Below are 15,347 nucleotides of genomic sequence, written 5' to 3' on the forward strand. Positions count from 1 at the left end.
GTTGCGCTCAGCGCTTGGCGATGTCTTCCTCGGCCTGCTTGACGAGGCCTTCGCCGATCTTGCCGGCCCACTCCTTGTAGACGCCGGCGGTCGCCTTGCGGAAGGCATTGCGCTCCGCGTCGGTGAGATGGACCACGGTCACGCCGTTGGCCTCGATCTGCTTGAGCAGCGTATCGTCGCTCGCCGAAATGCCGGCGCGGGCACGCGCCAGCTCCTCGGCGGCCGCCTGTTGGGCCGCATCGGCAACCGCCTTGCGGTCAGCCTCCGACCAGCTGTTCCAGACGTTCTTGTTCACCACGAAGATCAGCGGATCGGCCACGTAACCCCACAGGGTGAGGTACTTCTGGCCCACGGTGTGCAGCTTGGCCGCATTGAACACCGCCAGCGGGTTTTCCTGGCCATCCACCGCGCCGGTGGCCATCGCCGGTTGCGCGTCGGCCCAGCTCATCTGGGTCGGGTTGGCGCCGAGCGCGCTGAAGGTGGCAAGGAACAGCGGCGAACCCACTACCCGCATCTTCATGCCCTTGAGGTCTTCCGGTGTGCGAATCGGGCGCTTCGAGTTCGACACCTCACGGTAGCCGTTCTCACCCCAGGCGAGCGGCACCACGTCGCGAGCGGCCAGGTCCTCGAACAGCTTCTTGCCGACGCGGCCATGAGTCAGCGCATCGATGGCTTTGTGGTCGGGCATCAGGAAGGGCAGCGAGAAGAGGTTGAGTTCCTTCACCTGCGGCGACCAGTTGATGGTCGAACCGACCGCCATGTCGATGATGCCCTGGCGAAGCGCGGTGAATTCCTTGGTCTGGTCGCCCGAAACCAACGAGGCGCCGGGGTAGACCTTGATGTTGATGCGGCCGCCGGTCTTCTCCGCGACCAGCTCGGCCCAGCGCTTGGCGCCCCAGCCCCACGGGAAGGCGTCGCCCAGCACGGTGGACATCTTGTACTCGTCCTTGTACTGCTCGGCCGATGCGGGGGCGGACAGGCCGAGCGCGGCAGCCGCGAAGAGTCCCGCGAGAAGGGCACTGAAACGGCGTTTTTGCATGAAGAGTCTCCGGTAAGGTGTTCTCTTTGCCGGCATTGCCGATGCGCTGCCGGCGGCGAGGGACCCCGATTCTACAAACCGGAAGTGGAAATGACCAAATCCGGAGACGCCCGGGCCTTGCAGAAAACGTGCGCTCCGGCTCGATGATCCGCATGCCGGCCGGTGGGCGGATCGACGAGGGGCGCCGAGTGAGGTGCCTGCTTGCAAGGTGCGCGGTTGCGCCGGAAGCCTGCGGGTTTCCGGGGAAGTCCGCTAAAGATTCCGCGAATGCGACTCGATATCGTCTCAGCTTCATTGACTGTTCCTGGCTCAGGAGATCTCGATGTTCTCGTCAATCCGTTCCCGCCTGCTGTCGCTGATGCTGGTGGCCGTCCTTGGTGGTCTTGCCACTGCGCTTGGCGGTCTCTGGGCCTTGTGGCGCATCGACGAGACGACGGGAAGGTAGCTGCAGCAGGTGAGCCACGGCATGCATTCGCTGGTGCTGATCGAGTCCGCGGGAATGGAGTTCAAGAAACAGGTCCAGGAGTGGAAGAACATCCTGCTGCGGGGCAATGACCCGGACAGTTTCGCCAAGTACAAGAAGCAGTTTGGCGCGAGTGCGGACAAGGTACAGTCCAGGCTGACCGAACTCTCCGCCCGTTTGCAGGGCGGCGAAGATCTCGCCGAGGCCGATCCGGGGCGCGTTCAGCGAATAGCCGCGCTCATGGCGGCCCACGCGAAGATGCGCGAAACATATCTTTCCGCGTTGTCGTCCTTCGACCCGCAGGATCCGGACGCCGGCAAGAAGGTGGATCGGCAGGTGAAGGGCGTTGATCGAGCCGCGACCGAGGAGATCGAGTCGCTGATCGCGCTCGTCGAAAAGGAGGAGCTTGCATATATCGACCGCGAAAGGGCGGCCCTGCACGAGGCAAACGTGGGCAGTCGCGTGATGATGGGCGCGGTAGTCGGCGTCGCGGCCCTGGCGGTGCTGCTCATCGCCGTGAGCGTAGTGCGACGAATTTCGAAGGCTCTGAAGGCAATGGAGTCGGGTCTGGCGTCGATCCGCTCCGAGCTCGATCTTACAAGGGCACTACCCACTGAAGGTCGCGACGAGTTTGCCCGGATCTCGGCGAGCGTCAACGCGCTGCTGCAGGAATTCCGGGGCATCCTGCGGCGCCTGAGTGACGACGCCGGCCGTGTGTCAGGCACCTCGACCCGGCTGGCCGGCTCGGTTGGGTCCTTGAGCGACAGCGTCGATCAACAGAACCAGTCCACGGAATCGATGGCTGCTTCCGTCGAGGAATTGGCGGTGAGCGTCAACCATGTCAGCGAAAGCGCCGAGCACGCGGAGAAAATATCCTCCCGCTCGGCGGAGCTGGCGCGACGCGGCGCAGAGGTGATCGAGCGCACCATCAACGACATGCTTGCCATGACCGAGACGGTCAAGCGATCGGAACAGACCGTCCGCTCCCTGAGCGATCGTTCCCGCGAGATCGGCTCGGTGACCAACATGATCAATGAACTGGCCGAGCAGACCAATCTGCTGGCGCTCAATGCCGCGATCGAGGCCGCCCGCGCAGGTGAGCAGGGACGTGGCTTTGCCGTGGTCGCCGACGAAGTCAGAAAGCTCGCCGAGCGCACGGCGGCCGCCACCAAACAGATCTCGGCCGTGGTCAGCGCCATCGAATCGGAAGCGGAAACCGCCACTTCGGTGATGGACAGGGCGATCCATCAGGTGGCGGCAAATGCCGAAGGGGCCCGCGAGGCAGGTTCCGCCATCGATGACATCCGCCGCGGCGCACACGACGTGGTCAGCGTCAGCCACGACATTTCCGCCGCCCTGAACGAGCAGAAACTGGCCGGCGACAGCATCGCCCGGCGGGTCGAGGCAATCGCGACCTTGAGCGAGGAAAATGCAAACGCCCTGGGCGAGGTGCGTTCAGCCTCGCAGGCGCTCGACAAGCTGTCCATGGAGATGCACGCGATCGTCGCGCGCTTCCGTGTCTGACGGGTGCCGGTTGTCCGGCTGCTGCGCGGGGGTGCATGCTTCCGGGCGGACGCCCACTCATCGTCCAGCCTCGGAGGCCGGCGACCCCCGGAGAAGACTCAGGCGCCGGCGTAGCCCGGCGGGTGCGCCTTGAACCAGGCGGAGATGTCCGGCATCGCCGGCTCGAACGGCCCCGGCGAGGAAATGTTCAGTATGCCGGCCCGGCAGTCGCCACGATTCTCGAAATCGTGGGTGACGCCGCCGGGGATGAGCACAAAGGCGCCGCGTTCCGCATCGATCCATGTGTCGTTCACAAGGATGCTCATGGTTCCCTCGATGACGTAGAAAACGTCGTCCTCTTCATGCGAATGTGCCCCTGGCCCCTTCGTGTGCGGCTCGAGCCACCACTCCGATATCGAGTAATTCGAGCGCGTTTCGGTCTGGTCGGCCTTGAACACGGCCGAGATCCGACCCATCGAATACGTCCTGCCTTCGCCCGGCCGCAGCACGATGGCCGCTCGATCGATTGAATCCGGATTGCTCATTTCCTGCCCCAACGCGCGCCAGAGCGCTTTAGCCCAGAAGCGTGGCCCACCAGAGACGTGCGCGCAAGCTCCATGAGGGCGTGTACCCCACGGAGACAGCACGAATTCCACCGGTGGGGCCGACCACCACCATCGCCGGTACCCCGCGAAGGCCGAACCGGGCGGCCAGTGCGCCGTCGGGATCGATGGCGGTTGGCCAGTCGAGGTTGGCATTGCGGAGATAGTGGCGTACTTGAGCCGCGTTGCCCGAGCTCATCGCCACGGTGAGCACCGGCCAGTCGGCCATCACGGCTTCGACCGCGCCCCGTTGCGCACGACACACCCCGCACCAATCGGCCCAGAAATAGATCATCACCGGCTTGCCTGCATGTTGGGAGCGCCAGCTGCTCAAGGTCACCTCGCCGCCATCGGCGAGTGGCGCCTGAAAGGCGGGTGCCTGACCGGCAGGTACGTGGCGGGTCTGAACCCAGTGCATGCCGGCGAGAATGGCCAGCAGAAAGGCCAGGTCGCGCAGCCAGGCTCTTCGGCGGCTGCGCGCCGGGGCGGTCGTGGGGGCGGGTGTCATCGTCATGGTCGAATCGACTCGTCGGGCGGCCAAAAGTTTGCACCGGGTCTGTTGGTACCGCTCGATTGCCAGTCGGCGCCGACGATGGCCAAGCCACCCCTGCATAGCCTGCTTCGACGGTGGGCCGTCGTGCGACCGTCAGACGGCGTTGCCCAAGCGTCCCGTTGCGAGCGGATCCGGCTGCACGCCAGATCGACGGGGATCGTCTCTGGCGCGCGGGGATACCCTCAAGCAGCCCCGAGCCGAGCCGGCCGCTGGCGGGCGAGTCGCATGCCGATCACGATGATCGCGAGTGCGCTGATGTAGAAGAGCGCCTGCATGGCGCTTGGCCGTGCGTCGTAGCCGGCGAGTACGTGGAGCAGGGTACCGAGCGCGGAGCCGTCGGGGATCAGACGGGAGGTGTCCCAGATCGGGCTGGCAATGGCCGGGATGATATCGCCCTGAATGAGAAAGCGAGCCATCTGGCCGGCCATGCCGGCGGCGATCAGCAGCACCATGACGGCGGTGACCGAGAAGAACCAGCGTACCGGGATGCGCAGCAGGCCCATGTAGAGCGCGGCGCCCACCAGCGCACCGGCACCGAGTCCGAGCGCGCCGCCGGCCAGCACCTGTCCGGTTGTTTCGCCCTGCGAGGCGATGCCGTACAGAAAGAGCACGGTCTCGGCGCCTTCGCGCAGCACCGCGAGCGCGATCACCAGCGCGATGGCGGAGAGTTCGCGCTTGCCGTCGGCCACGTCCTGCACCACAGAGCGGGCGTCGGTGATCATCTGGCGCGCGTGCTGGCTCATCCAGATGTTGTGCCAGGCGAGCATCACGACGGCGAGGCCGAGGATGCCGGCGGTGAGCAGCTCCTGGCCGACACCGTCGGCCAGCTCGCCGATGGTGCTGGTGAATGCCGCGACGACGAAGGCGCCCGCCACGCCGGCCGCGACGCCTGCGGCCAGCCAGCGATTGCGCCCGGGCAGGCTGCGCGCGGCGGCCGCGATGATGCCGATGAGCAGCGCGGCCTCAAGGGATTCGCGGAAAACGATGATCGCAGCGCCGAGCATGATTGTTATTCCGCGATGACCACGCCACGCGCGGTGTCTTCGTGGAACTCCCCGACAAAGGTGTATTTGCCCGGTTTGAGCGGGCCGATGAAGATGCTGGCGGTGCTGCCGGGGGCAATGACCTTCTCGCGGTTGAGCTGATGGCTCTCGAATTCCTCGGGGGTGCTGTCCTGGTTATGGACCCGTAGCTTGACTTTGGTGCCGGCCGGCACATGCACTTCCTCGGGGCTGAAGCGATGGTCCTTGATCTCGAGCGCGAACTCGGGGGTGGCGGCGAAGGCGGCCAGAGGAAGGGCGAGGCAGAGGGCAAGGACGTGCTTCATGACAGACTCCGGGGTTGATGCGAAGAATGATAACGATTCGTATTAATGGAAGCAATTCTCGTATCGCTCAAGGCGTGTGCGTGCTTGCTGCGTACGAATTCGTCCTCCTGGCAGTGCGTTTCGCGGGCCGCGTTTTCGCGCTTCTCGAGCGCACATGGCCTGCGCGAGAGCTGGGCCTGAAGGCAGAAAAAACCCGCTCTCGGGGGAGAGCGGGCGAAACTGCCATGTCGTGGGGCAGGGAGAAGAGTGGGCCGGGGCCTTGCCGGGGACCGTGCTGGCCAGAGCCTTTCCGGCAGGGCTTCAGTTGCGATAGCGCCTTGCCATCGCCTCCATCGGCAGTGGCTTGATCCGGCCCGCCTGGCCGGTGCAGCCGAAGGCTTCGAAACGCTGGCGGCAGATCCGTTCGGCGGCATCCCGGGCGGCCTTGAAGAATTTTCGCGGATCGAACTCGCGCCTGTCGGTGACGGCCAGCTTGCGCATCGCGCCGCTCATGGCGAGGCGCAGGTCGGTGTCGATGTTGATCTTGCGCACACCGCTCTTGATGCCTTCGACGATGGCTTCGACCGGTACGCCCCAGGTCTGGTCGATCTCGCCGCCATGCTCGCGGATGATGGCGAGGCATTCCTGCGGCACGCTGCTCGCGCCGTGCATGACCAGGTGGGTGTCCGGAATGCGCGCATGGATGGCGCGGATACGGTCGATGGCGAGAATGTCGCCGGTCGGCGGACGGCTGAACTTGTAGGCGCCATGGCTGGTGCCGATGGCCACTGCGAGCGCATCGACACCGGTGGCGGCGACAAAGTCGGCAGCCTCGGCGGGGTCGGTGAGCAACTGAGAGTGGTCCAGCGTGCCGGCGGCGCCGACGCCATCCTCTTCGCCCGCCAGGCCGGTTTCGAGCGAGCCGAGACAACCGAGTTCGCCTTCCACGGAGACGCCCACGGCGTGGGCCATGTCCACCACGCGGCGCGTGGTCTCGACGTTGTAGTCGTAGCGCGCGGGGGTCTTCATGTCCTCCTGCAGCGAGCCGTCCATCATCACGCTGGTGAAGCCCGAACGGATCGACTGCAGGCACACCGAGGGCGAAGCGCCGTGATCCTGGTGCAGGCATACCGGGATGTCCGGATAGCGTTCCACCGCGGCTTCCACCATCTTTCGCAGGAAGGCTTCGCCGGCGTAGCCGCGCGCGCCGGCGCTGGCCTGCAGGATCACCGGCGCGTCCAGCCCCTCGGCGGCGGCCATGATGGCCTGGATCTGTTCCATGTTGTTGATGTTGAATGCCGGAACGCCGTACGTGCGTTCGGCGGCGTGGTCGAGCAATTGCCTGAGGGCGATGAAGGCCATGGCTTTCTCCTGGCGGGGTCGGTAGTGGGTCGATTCCGCGTACGGGCGCGCTCAGGCCGGCGCGATTTCGAGCGCCGCGCGGTGCGTCACCAACGGGGCACCCGGCTGTGTGCGGCTTTCGAGCGCTTCGAGCGCGGGCAGTTTTCGGCCTTCCAGGAACGCGAGGAAGGCGCCGCCGCCGGTGGAGATGTAATCGATCCGGTCGGCCACGCCGAAGTGCGCGATCGCGGCCAGCGTGTCGCCTCCGCCGGCAATGCTGTAGGCCGGGCTCGCCGCCACGGCCGTGGCGAGCGCGCGCGTGCCGGCGGCAAATGTGTCGAGTTCGAACACGCCGACCGGTCCATTCCACACGATGCTGCCAGCGCGCGCCAGCGTGGCGGCGAGCGAGGCGCGGGCGTCGGGGCCGATGTCGAGGATCATCTCGCGCTTGCCGACGTCGTCGACGCTCACCACGCGGCTGGCGGCATCGGCCGCCAGCCTGTCCGCCACCACCACGTCCTCCGGCAGCCAGACGAGGCCGCCGCGTGCCGCGAGCCGCCGCTCGACCGTTCCGGCGGCGGCGAGCAGGCGGGATTCGTGAAGCGAGTTGCCCACCTCGTGGCCACGTGCGGCGAGAAAGGTGTTGGCGATGCCGCCGCCAAGCACCAATACATCGACCTGCTCGGCGAGGCTCTCGAGCATCTCCAGCTTGGTGGACACCTTGGAGCCGGCCACGATTGCCGCCAGCGGCCGTGCCGGACGGGCCAGCGCGCGCCCGAGCGCATCGAGTTCGCTGGTCATGAGCGGGCCGGCGCAGGCCACCGGCGCGGCCAGGGCAAGTGCATGCAGGGTGCATTCGCGACGATGGGCGGCGCCGAACGCGTCGTTCACATACACGTCGACGAAGCGTGCGATGCGAGCGGCGAGCGACGGGTCGTTGGCCTTCTCACCGTGGTTGCCGCGGCAGTTCTCGAGCAGTACCACGTCGCCCGCGGCGAGCGGAAAGTCGCCATCGACCCAGTTGCGTACCAGTGGCACCGGACGACCCAGCAGGCTGCCGAGGGATTCTGCCACCGGCGCGAGCGAATCGCCGGGCGCGAGTGCGCCCTCCCGCGGACGGCCGAGGTGCGAGGTGATCATTATCGCCGCGCCGGCTTCCCGGCAGGCGAGGATGCCGGGCAGCGCGGCGCGGATGCGGGTGTCGTCCGAGAGGCTGCCGTCGGCATTGAGGGGTACGTTGAAATCGGCGCGGATGAAGACCCGCTTGCCGGCAAGGTCGACGTCGGAGAGGCTCGGGAAATTCATGGGGGACTCCGGTGCATGTGGATCGGTGGGTCTCGAGCGCCTTGTTGCGGTGACGCGTCTTCAATCCAGTAGGCAGTGGGCGGCTGTCACGACGTGCTCGACGGTGAAGCCGAAGGCGTCCATCAACGCGTTTGCGGGAGCCGATTCGCCGAATCGGGTGATGCCGATGACCCCGCCCCGTACGCCGGCAAGGTAACGCCACCAGCCGTCGGGATGCGCGGCTTCGATGACGAGGCGCGGCACTCCGGGGGGCAGCACGGCGTTGCGCCAGCCTTCCGGCTGCCGGTCGAAGATGCTGGTGCATGGCATCGAGACCACGCGGGCGGCAATGCCCTCATCGTCGAGCCGCGCTTTCGCCGCCATGGCAAGGGCGACCTCCGAGCCGGTGGCGGTGAGCACGATCGTTGGTTGCTCAGCATCGGCCAGCACATAGCCGCCGCGCGCGATCGCCTCGAGCTGGGCCTCGTCGCGAGGCTGATGCGGCAGGTTCTGGCGCGACAGGGCCAGCAGAGTGGGGCCGGCATCCTTGCCGTCGCGAAGCACCGCGGCGTTCCACGCGGCCTGGGTTTCCACCGCGTCGCAGGGGCGCCACAGGTCGAGACCGGGGATCAGGCGCAGGCTGGCAAGTTGTTCGACGGGCTGGTGGGTGGGGCCGTCCTCGCCGAGGCCGATCGAGTCGTGTGTCATCACGTAGATCACCCGCTGACGCATCAGCGCGCTCATGCGGATGGCGTTGCGGGCGTAGTCGGAAAACACCAGGAACGTGGCGCCGAAGGGCAGGTGGCCACCGTGCAGGGCGATGCCGTTGAGCGCCGCCGCCATGCCGAACTCGCGTACCCCCCAATTGACGTGGCGGGCGCGCGGCGTGCTCGGGAGTTCGGCGCGCACCGCGCCGCAATCAGGCCAGTCGGTGAGGTTGGAGTGGGTCAGGTCCGCCGAGCCGCCGAGCAGCTCGGGCAGTGCCCGGGCGAGCCGCGCGATGGCCTGCTGGCTGGCCTTGCGGCTGGCGACGGTGGCGGATTCGTTGTGCACCTTGCGCAGCAGCGCATCGGCCAGCACCTTGAAACCCATTGGCAAGATGCCGGCGGTGCGGCGCGTGAACTCTGCCGCGAGTTCGGGATGGGCCGCGGCATAGGCGTCAAGGCGGCGCCGCCAGTCGGCGTGACGGGCGGCGCCGGCTTCGCGGGCGTCGAAGGCTGCGCGGATTTCGTCCGGCACCTCGAAGGGGGCGTGCCGCCAGCCCAGCGCGTTGCGCGTGTCGGCGATCTCGGCGCTGCCCAGCGGTGCGCCGTGGATGCCTGCCGTGCCGGCGCGGCCGGGGCTGCCCCGGCCGATGGTGGTGCGACAGCAGATCAGGGTCGGTCCGCGGTCGCCATCGGCATGGGCGCGCGCGCAGCGGATGGCGGCATCCACGGCCTCGACGTCGTGACCGTCGACTGCTTCGATGACGTTCCAGCCATAGGCGCGGAAGCGCGTCGCGGTGTCGTCGCCGAACCAGCCCGCCACGTCGCCGTCGATCGAGATTCGGTTGTCGTCCCACAGACAGATCAGCTTCGACAGGCGCAGCACGCCGGCCAGACTGGCGGCCTCGTGGCTGATGCCTTCCATGAGACAGCCGTCGCCGAGGAAGACCCAGCTGCGGTGATCGACGATGGTGTGGCCGGGCCGGTTGAACTCGGCAGCCAGCAGCTTTTCGGCGAGCGCCATGCCGACTGCGTTGGCCAGACCCTGCCCGAGCGGCCCGGTGGTGGTTTCGACGCCCGGTGTGTGGCCGACCTCGGGATGACCGGGGGTGTGGCTGCCGTGCTGGCGGAAGCGCTTGAGTTCGTCCAGCGGCAGGGCGTAGCCGGTGAGGTGGAGCAGGGCGTAGAGCAGCATCGAGCCGTGGCCGTTGCTGAGCACGAAACGGTCGCGATCGGGCCACTGCGGCTCGGCGGGGTCGTGGCGCAGGTGGCGGGTCCACAGCGCGACGGCGATCTCGGCCATGCCCATCGGCATGCCCGGGTGGCCGCTGGCGGCGGCCTCGACCGCGTCAATGGCGAGGAAGCGCAGCGCGTTGGCGCACAGGGTGTCGAGTGCGCGGGAGGACAGGCGGGCGGTCATGGGCGGTCTCCGTGATGGTTGTCGACGGTCGTCACAGCAGCGCGCGGCGGCGTTCCATGAGGCGCCAGATGAAGGGCGTGAAGATCAGCTGCATGGCCAGCTCCATCTTTCCGCCCGGCACCACGATGGTGTTGGCGCGGCTCATGAAGCTGTCGTGGATCATGTTCTGCAGGTAGGGAAAGTCGATGCCCTTGGGGTTGGCGAAGCGGATCACCACCATCGATTCGTCGGCGGTGGGGATCGCCCGCGCAATGAAGGGGTTGGAGGTGTCCACCATCGGCACCCGCTGGAAGTTCACATGGGTGCGGGCGAACTGCGGGCAGATGTGGTTCACATAGTCCGGCATGCGACGCAGGATGGTGTCGGTGACCGCCTCGGTGGAGTAGCCGCGCATGTTCTTGTCGCGATGCAGCTTCTGGATCCATTCGAGGTTGATCACCGGCACCACGCCGATCAGCAGGTCGGTGTGTCGGGCGATGTTGATGTCGCCATGCACCACGCCCGCATGCAGGCCTTCGTAGAACAGCAGGTCGGTGTTCGCCGGCAGGTCTTCCCACGGCGTGAAGGTGCCTGGTTCCTGTTGGTAGGGGGCGGCTTCGTCGGCATCGTGCAGGTACTTGCGGCGCTGCCCGCGGCCGCGCTCGCCGTAGCTGCGGAACAGCGATTCGAGCTCGCCGAAGAGGTTGGCATCGGGGCCGAAATGGCTGAAATCGCAGTGTCCCTCGAGCTCGCACTCGGCGAGCCTGGCGCGCATGGCCTTGCGATCGTAGGCGTGGAAGCTGTCGCCTTCGATCATCGCGGCGGTCACGCCCTCGCGGCGGAAGATCTCTTCGAACGTGCGCTGCACGGTGCTGGTGCCGGCACCGGATGAGCCGGTGATGGCCACGATCGGATGACGCTCTGACATGGTGGTGTCCCCTCTTTTTGTACTGTGTTCGTTGTGCCGCCGGGTCAGGTGGCGAGGAACAGGCTGCGGCTGTTGAAGAGCGGCAGATCGTGGTGGTCCCCGCCGAGCAGCGGCTCGTTGTGGTAGCGCTCGATGCGCTCCACCTCCTCGCGCGAACCGAAGACGAAGCCGATGCGCTGGTGCAGCGCCTCGGGCTGCACGTCGAGCATCGGCCGCACGCCGGTGGATGCCCGCCCGCCGGCCTGTTCGATCAGGAAGCCGATCGGGTTGGCTTCGTAGAGCAGGCGCAGGCGCCCGGGTATGGCGGGGTCCTTGCGGTCGCGCGGGTAGAGAAATACGCCGCCGCGCATGAGGATGCGATGCGTCTCGGCGACCAGCGAGGCCACCCAGCGCATGTTGAAGTCCTTGCCGCGGGGGCCGCTGCGCCCGGCCATGCATTCCTCGACATAGCGCTTCACCGGCGCTTCCCAGAAGCGTGAGTTGGAAGCGTTGATGGCGAACTCGCGGGTGGCCTCGGGCACGCGGATCCGTGGATGCGTGAGGAAGAATTCGCCGATGATCGGGTCGAAGGTGAAGCCCGCCACGCCGTGGCCGACGCTCAGCACCAGCATCGTCGAGGGTCCGTAGATTGCGTAGCCGGCCGCCACCTGACGGCTACCGGCCTGGAGGAAATCCACGGCAGAGGCGTCGACACCCGGCATGGGTGCCCGCAGGATCGAGAAGATCGAGCCCACCGTCACGTTCACGTCGATGTTGCTCGAACCGTCCAGCGGATCGAAGGCGAGCAGGTACTTGCCGCGGCCGTGACCCTCGGGCAGCGGGATCGGCGCCTCGTTTTCTTCGGACAGCATGCCGGCGAGCTCGCCGCCCCAGTGGGTGGCGCGCAGGAAGATCTCGTCGGCCAGCACGTCGAGTTTCTTCTGGGTTTCACCCTGCACGTTGCGGGACTCGAGGGTGCCGAGGACATCGGCCAGCGCGCCATGGGCGACTGCCCGCGAGATGGCCTTGCAGGCCTGGGCGACCTGCAGGATCAGGGCATTGAACTCGCCGGTCGCGTCCGGATACTGGCGGCGCTGGGTGATCAGGTATTCGGTCAGCGTGGTGCGTTCGATCGAGAACATGGTGGGCCTCAAAAGGTCTGGCAGGGATGTGGGGTGGCAGGCTTGCGGCAAGGCGCGGACCTCCGGCCTGCGCCGGACGAACGTTTCCTCGGGATGCGGGCCGGGTCAGCCGTCGGCCTGCGGCACGCCGCCGGTGAGGGCGGCATCGCCGAAGTGGCGGCTGGCGCGAACGTCGGCCGCGGTGACGGTGCACAGTGCATCGACGCCGATCTGTCCGCCGCCGCCGCCGTCGAACAGCCGCAGGGCCTGGCGCAGGCGCATGCGATCCAGCGCATTACGCACGCTGCGTGCGTTGGCGAAATGCGGTCGGCTGCGGCGCAGCGCGAGGTATTCGTCGAAGGCAGCGCGGCCCGCCGCATCGAAGCGGTAGTTCCAGTCGGCCAGCATGCGTTCGGCAATCTCGCCAAGCTCCCCGTCGGCGTAGTCCGGAAATTCGACGTGGTGGGCGATGCGCGACTTCATGCCGGGGTTGGATTCGAAGAAGGTTTCCATGCGCTCGGCATAGCCAGCGAGGATCACCACCAGGTCGTCGCGCTGGTTCTCCATCACCTGCAGGAGGATCTCGATCGCTTCCTGGCCGTAGTCCTTCTCGTTCTCGGGGCGGTACAGGTAGTAGGCCTCGTCGATGAACAGCACACCGCCCATGGCGCGCTTGAGCACCTCCTTGGTCTTGGGTGCGGTGTGGCCGATGTACTGGCCGACGAGGTCGTCGCGGGTCACCGCCACGACGTGACCCTTGCGCACGTAGCCCAGGCGCTGGAGGATCTGCGCCATGCGCATCGCCACCGTGGTCTTGCCGGTGCCCGGGTTGCCGGTGAAGCTCATGTGCAGGGACGGTGGCGTGGTGGCGAGCCCGAGGCGGCTGCGCACCCGGTCCACCAGCAGCAGGGCCGCGATTTCGCGCACCCGGCGCTTGACCGGCGCAAGGCCGACCAGTTCGCGATCGAGGCGCTCGAGCACATCGGCAACGCCGGCCTCGCGATATTCCTCGGCGAGGTCGATGCGCTCTTGCGTGGCGGCTGTAGGGTCGATGGCGTTCATGCGGTGCTCCTGCGATGGTGACGGGTGCGACGGTGCTGTCGCGCAGCGGCCGGTCTCGCCGGCCTGCTTCAGGTGCCGGTGGTGTAGCGCTCGCCTTCCGGGCGGCGCTGCACCGCGTAGCTTTCAAGGGTGTAGTGGATGCTGCGGCCGGCGCCTTCGCGCCGCACCAGCCTGAAACCCGGTTCCTGCGAGGGGCGATTGACGATGAACGAGAGCCGCACCGTCTCCCAGCCCTTGCTCGGGTCGAAGGCGTTGATGCGGATGTAGTGCTCGGGCTGTGCCGCGCGGCAGGCGGCGAGTTCCTGCATCAAGCCAGCGGCGTCGTGGAGGTCGAACATCGGCAGGCCCCACATCGACCAATACACGTTGCGCGGGTGCGGGTCGTCGGTGAATTCGATCGATACCGCCCATTCGTTGCGCAGGCAATACTCGATCTGCGCGGCGATCTGGATGTCGGTGAGTTCCGGCAGGAAAGAAAAGGCGCCCTGGGTCATTCGCATGTTTGTCTCCTGGAGTCGGGTGCGGGTGGATGCGAAGGGGGAAAGGCTGACCTCCCGGCCCCTCGCGCTGGCGCGCTTCACGCCATCGAAGGCGTGGCCACGAAGTCCGATGTGTCGGTACTGGCGTAGTTGAAGGTGACCTCGCCCCAGGTATCGAGCGCGGCGCGCAGCGGTCTGCAGTGCTCGGCCGCGGCCCTGAGGATGTCGGGCCCTTCGTGCCTGATGTCGCGACCTTCGTTGCGGGCCAGCACCATCGCCTCGAGCGCCACGCGGTTGGCGGTTGCGCCGGCCTGGATGCCCATCGGGTGGCCGATGGTGCCGCCGCCGAACTGCAGCACCACGTCGTCGCCGAACAGGTCGAGCAGCTGGTGCATCTGGCCGGCGTGGATGCCGCCCGAGGCGACCGGCATGACCTTCCTGGTGCTGGCCCAGTCCTGGTCGAAGAACAGCCCGCGCGGCAGATCCTGCCGGGTGTAGGTGTCGCGGCACACGTTGTAGAAGCCTTGCACGGTCATCGGGTCCCCCTCGAGCTTGCCCACCGCGGTGCCGGCGTGCAGGTGGTCGACGCCGGCCAGGCGCAGCCATTTGGCGATCACGCGGAAGCTCACGCCATGGTTCTTCTGGCGGGTGTAGGTGCCGTGGCCGGCACGATGCATGTGCAGGATCATGTCGTTGTCGCGACACCAGTTGCTGATCGACTGGATCGCCGTCCAGCCGACGATGAGGTCGATCATGACGATGCTCGAGCCAAGGTCGCGGGCGAATTCGGCGCGCTTGTACATCTCTTCCATGGTGCCGGCGGTGATGTTGAGGTAGTGGCCCTTGATCTCGCCGGTCTGCGCGGCGGCCTGGTTTACCCCCTCCATGCAGTACAGGAAGCGGTCGCGCCAGTGCATGAAGGCTTGCGAGTTGATGTTCTCGTCGTCCTTGGTGAAATCCAGCCCGCCGCGCAGCGCCTCGTACACCACCCGGCCGTAGTTCTTGCCGGAGAGCCCGAGCTTCGGTTTCATGGTCGCGCCAAGCAGTGGTCGGCCGAACTTGTCGAGCCGTTCGCGTTCAACCACGATACCGGTCGGCGGACCGCGGAAAGTCTTCACGTAGGCCACCGGCAGGCGCATGTCCTCGAGGCGGGCCGCCTTGAGCGGCTTGAAACTGAACACGTTGCCGATGATCGAGGCGGTGAGGTTGGCGATCGAGCCTTCCTCGAAGAGATCTAGTTCGTAGGCCACCCAGCAGAAGTACTGGCCCTCCTGGCCCGGCACCGGGTCGATGCGGTAGGCCTTGGCACGATACGTCTCCGATGCGGTGAGACGGTCGGTCCACACCACCGTCCACGTCGCGGTGGATGATTCTCCCGCCACTGCCGCGGCGGCCTCGACCGGATCGACGCCGTCCTGCGGGGTGATGCGGAAAACCGCCAGCACGTCGGTGTCCTTGGGTTCATAGGACGCATCCCAGTAGCCCATCTGGGCGTACTTGAGCACCCCTGCCTGGTAACGCTTCTTCGGATCGATGATCTTCTGTTCGATGGCACCCATGGTCGTCTCCTCGGTGTGATGGCTA

15 protein-coding genes are annotated in these 15,347 nt (G+C 66.9%); 2 read left to right on the forward strand and 13 right to left on the reverse strand.

Going from position 1 to position 15,347, the window contains the following annotated elements; all coding sequences use genetic code 11:
* Positions 1–7: 7 nt before the first annotated feature.
* Positions 8–1,039, reverse strand: coding sequence for a DctP family TRAP transporter solute-binding subunit (locus GQB03_RS03335; RefSeq protein WP_159684391.1), 1,032 nt, complete (start codon positions 1,037–1,039; stop codon positions 8–10).
* 322 nt (positions 1,040–1,361) lie between these two features.
* On the opposite strand from GQB03_RS03335, the gene GQB03_RS23410 reads away from it, so the two are divergent.
* Both GQB03_RS23410 and GQB03_RS03340 read left to right on the forward strand, forming a co-directional pair.
* Positions 1,362–1,484: a hypothetical protein gene (locus GQB03_RS23410; RefSeq protein ID WP_268817515.1), complete on the forward strand. Its 123-nt coding sequence runs from the start codon at positions 1,362–1,364 to the stop codon at positions 1,482–1,484.
* A 21-nt stretch (positions 1,485–1,505) separates the two neighbouring features.
* Positions 1,506–3,026, forward strand: coding sequence for a methyl-accepting chemotaxis protein (locus tag GQB03_RS03340; protein WP_159684394.1), 1,521 nt, complete (start codon positions 1,506–1,508; stop codon positions 3,024–3,026).
* Positions 3,027–3,124: 98 nt separating this feature from the next.
* On the opposite strand, the gene GQB03_RS03345 is transcribed toward GQB03_RS03340, so the two are convergent.
* The 12 genes from GQB03_RS03345 to GQB03_RS03400 all read right to left on the reverse strand — a co-directional run bounded on the left by GQB03_RS03345 (position 3,125) and on the right by GQB03_RS03400 (position 15,322).
* Positions 3,125–3,550 carry a cupin domain-containing protein gene (locus GQB03_RS03345; protein ID WP_200832092.1) on the reverse strand — a complete coding sequence of 142 codons (426 nt, stop codon included), beginning with the start codon at positions 3,548–3,550 and terminating at the stop codon, positions 3,125–3,127.
* 28 nt (positions 3,551–3,578) lie between these two features.
* Positions 3,579–4,121: a redoxin domain-containing protein gene (locus GQB03_RS03350; protein ID WP_159684397.1), complete on the reverse strand. Its 543-nt coding sequence runs from the start codon at positions 4,119–4,121 to the stop codon at positions 3,579–3,581.
* A gap of 221 nt (positions 4,122–4,342) precedes the next feature.
* Complete coding sequence (locus tag GQB03_RS03355) at positions 4,343–5,164, reverse strand: FTR1 family iron permease (protein WP_159684400.1); 822 nt, start codon at positions 5,162–5,164, stop codon at positions 4,343–4,345.
* A gap of 5 nt (positions 5,165–5,169) precedes the next feature.
* Complete coding sequence (locus GQB03_RS03360) at positions 5,170–5,487, reverse strand: cupredoxin domain-containing protein (protein ID WP_159684403.1); 318 nt, start codon at positions 5,485–5,487, stop codon at positions 5,170–5,172.
* Between the two features lie 300 nt (positions 5,488–5,787).
* Positions 5,788–6,828: a class II fructose-bisphosphate aldolase gene (gene fba, locus GQB03_RS03365; protein WP_159684406.1), complete on the reverse strand. Its 1,041-nt coding sequence runs from the start codon at positions 6,826–6,828 to the stop codon at positions 5,788–5,790.
* A gap of 51 nt (positions 6,829–6,879) precedes the next feature.
* Entirely contained in the window at positions 6,880–8,112 is a 1,233-nt protein-coding gene (locus GQB03_RS03370) for a phosphoglycerate kinase (RefSeq protein WP_159684410.1), read from the reverse strand.
* A 60-nt stretch (positions 8,113–8,172) separates the two neighbouring features.
* The gene (gene tkt, locus GQB03_RS03375; protein WP_159684413.1) at positions 8,173–10,215 is read right to left on the reverse strand and encodes a transketolase; all 2,043 of its coding nucleotides are present in this window, start codon (positions 10,213–10,215) and stop codon (positions 8,173–8,175) included.
* A 31-nt stretch (positions 10,216–10,246) separates the two neighbouring features.
* On the reverse strand, positions 10,247–11,122 hold the full coding sequence (locus tag GQB03_RS03380) for a phosphoribulokinase (protein WP_159684416.1): 876 nt from the start codon (positions 11,120–11,122) through the stop codon (positions 10,247–10,249).
* Positions 11,123–11,166: 44 nt separating this feature from the next.
* Positions 11,167–12,243, reverse strand: coding sequence for a class 1 fructose-bisphosphatase (locus tag GQB03_RS03385; protein WP_159684419.1), 1,077 nt, complete (start codon positions 12,241–12,243; stop codon positions 11,167–11,169).
* A 105-nt stretch (positions 12,244–12,348) separates the two neighbouring features.
* Positions 12,349–13,284 (reverse strand): CbbX protein, encoded by a 936-nt coding sequence (gene cbbX, locus GQB03_RS03390; protein WP_159684422.1) that lies wholly within the window; start codon positions 13,282–13,284, stop codon positions 12,349–12,351.
* A 68-nt stretch (positions 13,285–13,352) separates the two neighbouring features.
* The gene (locus tag GQB03_RS03395) at positions 13,353–13,784 is read right to left on the reverse strand and encodes a ribulose bisphosphate carboxylase small subunit (protein WP_159684425.1); all 432 of its coding nucleotides are present in this window, start codon (positions 13,782–13,784) and stop codon (positions 13,353–13,355) included.
* A 77-nt stretch (positions 13,785–13,861) separates the two neighbouring features.
* Positions 13,862–15,322: a form I ribulose bisphosphate carboxylase large subunit gene (locus tag GQB03_RS03400; RefSeq protein WP_159684428.1), complete on the reverse strand. Its 1,461-nt coding sequence runs from the start codon at positions 15,320–15,322 to the stop codon at positions 13,862–13,864.
* Positions 15,323–15,347 lie beyond the last annotated feature (25 nt).

This window comes from Cognatazoarcus halotolerans, from assembly GCF_009800965.1.
In the GTDB taxonomy this organism is placed as follows: domain Bacteria; phylum Pseudomonadota; class Gammaproteobacteria; order Burkholderiales; family Rhodocyclaceae; genus Cognatazoarcus; species Cognatazoarcus halotolerans.

What these genes read in the sequence shown, in the direction of transcription:
- GQB03_RS03345 (WP_200832092.1), bottom strand. Translation starts at nt 3,550, where the DNA reads ATGAGCAATCCGGATTCAATCGATCGAGCGGCCATCGTGCTGCGGCCG.
- GQB03_RS03360 (WP_159684403.1), bottom strand. Translation starts at nt 5,487, where the DNA reads ATGAAGCACGTCCTTGCCCTCTGCCTCGCCCTTCCTCTGGCCGCCTTC.
- GQB03_RS03355 (WP_159684400.1), bottom strand. Translation starts at nt 5,164, where the DNA reads ATGCTCGGCGCTGCGATCATCGTTTTCCGCGAATCCCTTGAGGCCGCG.
- GQB03_RS03350 (WP_159684397.1), bottom strand. Translation starts at nt 4,121, where the DNA reads ATGACGATGACACCCGCCCCCACGACCGCCCCGGCGCGCAGCCGCCGA.
- GQB03_RS03400 (WP_159684428.1), bottom strand. Translation starts at nt 15,322, where the DNA reads ATGGGTGCCATCGAACAGAAGATCATCGATCCGAAGAAGCGTTACCAG.
- GQB03_RS03380 (WP_159684416.1), bottom strand. Translation starts at nt 11,122, where the DNA reads ATGTCAGAGCGTCATCCGATCGTGGCCATCACCGGCTCATCCGGTGCC.
- cbbX (WP_159684422.1), bottom strand. Translation starts at nt 13,284, where the DNA reads ATGAACGCCATCGACCCTACAGCCGCCACGCAAGAGCGCATCGACCTC.
- tkt (WP_159684413.1), bottom strand. Translation starts at nt 10,215, where the DNA reads ATGACCGCCCGCCTGTCCTCCCGCGCACTCGACACCCTGTGCGCCAAC.
- GQB03_RS03340 (WP_159684394.1), top strand. Translation starts at nt 1,506, where the DNA reads ATGCATTCGCTGGTGCTGATCGAGTCCGCGGGAATGGAGTTCAAGAAA.
- GQB03_RS03395 (WP_159684425.1), bottom strand. Translation starts at nt 13,784, where the DNA reads ATGCGAATGACCCAGGGCGCCTTTTCTTTCCTGCCGGAACTCACCGAC.
- GQB03_RS23410 (WP_268817515.1), top strand. Translation starts at nt 1,362, where the DNA reads ATGTTCTCGTCAATCCGTTCCCGCCTGCTGTCGCTGATGCTGGTGGCC.
- fba (WP_159684406.1), bottom strand. Translation starts at nt 6,828, where the DNA reads ATGGCCTTCATCGCCCTCAGGCAATTGCTCGACCACGCCGCCGAACGC.
- GQB03_RS03385 (WP_159684419.1), bottom strand. Translation starts at nt 12,243, where the DNA reads ATGTTCTCGATCGAACGCACCACGCTGACCGAATACCTGATCACCCAG.
- GQB03_RS03370 (WP_159684410.1), bottom strand. Translation starts at nt 8,112, where the DNA reads ATGAATTTCCCGAGCCTCTCCGACGTCGACCTTGCCGGCAAGCGGGTC.
- GQB03_RS03335 (WP_159684391.1), bottom strand. Translation starts at nt 1,039, where the DNA reads ATGCAAAAACGCCGTTTCAGTGCCCTTCTCGCGGGACTCTTCGCGGCT.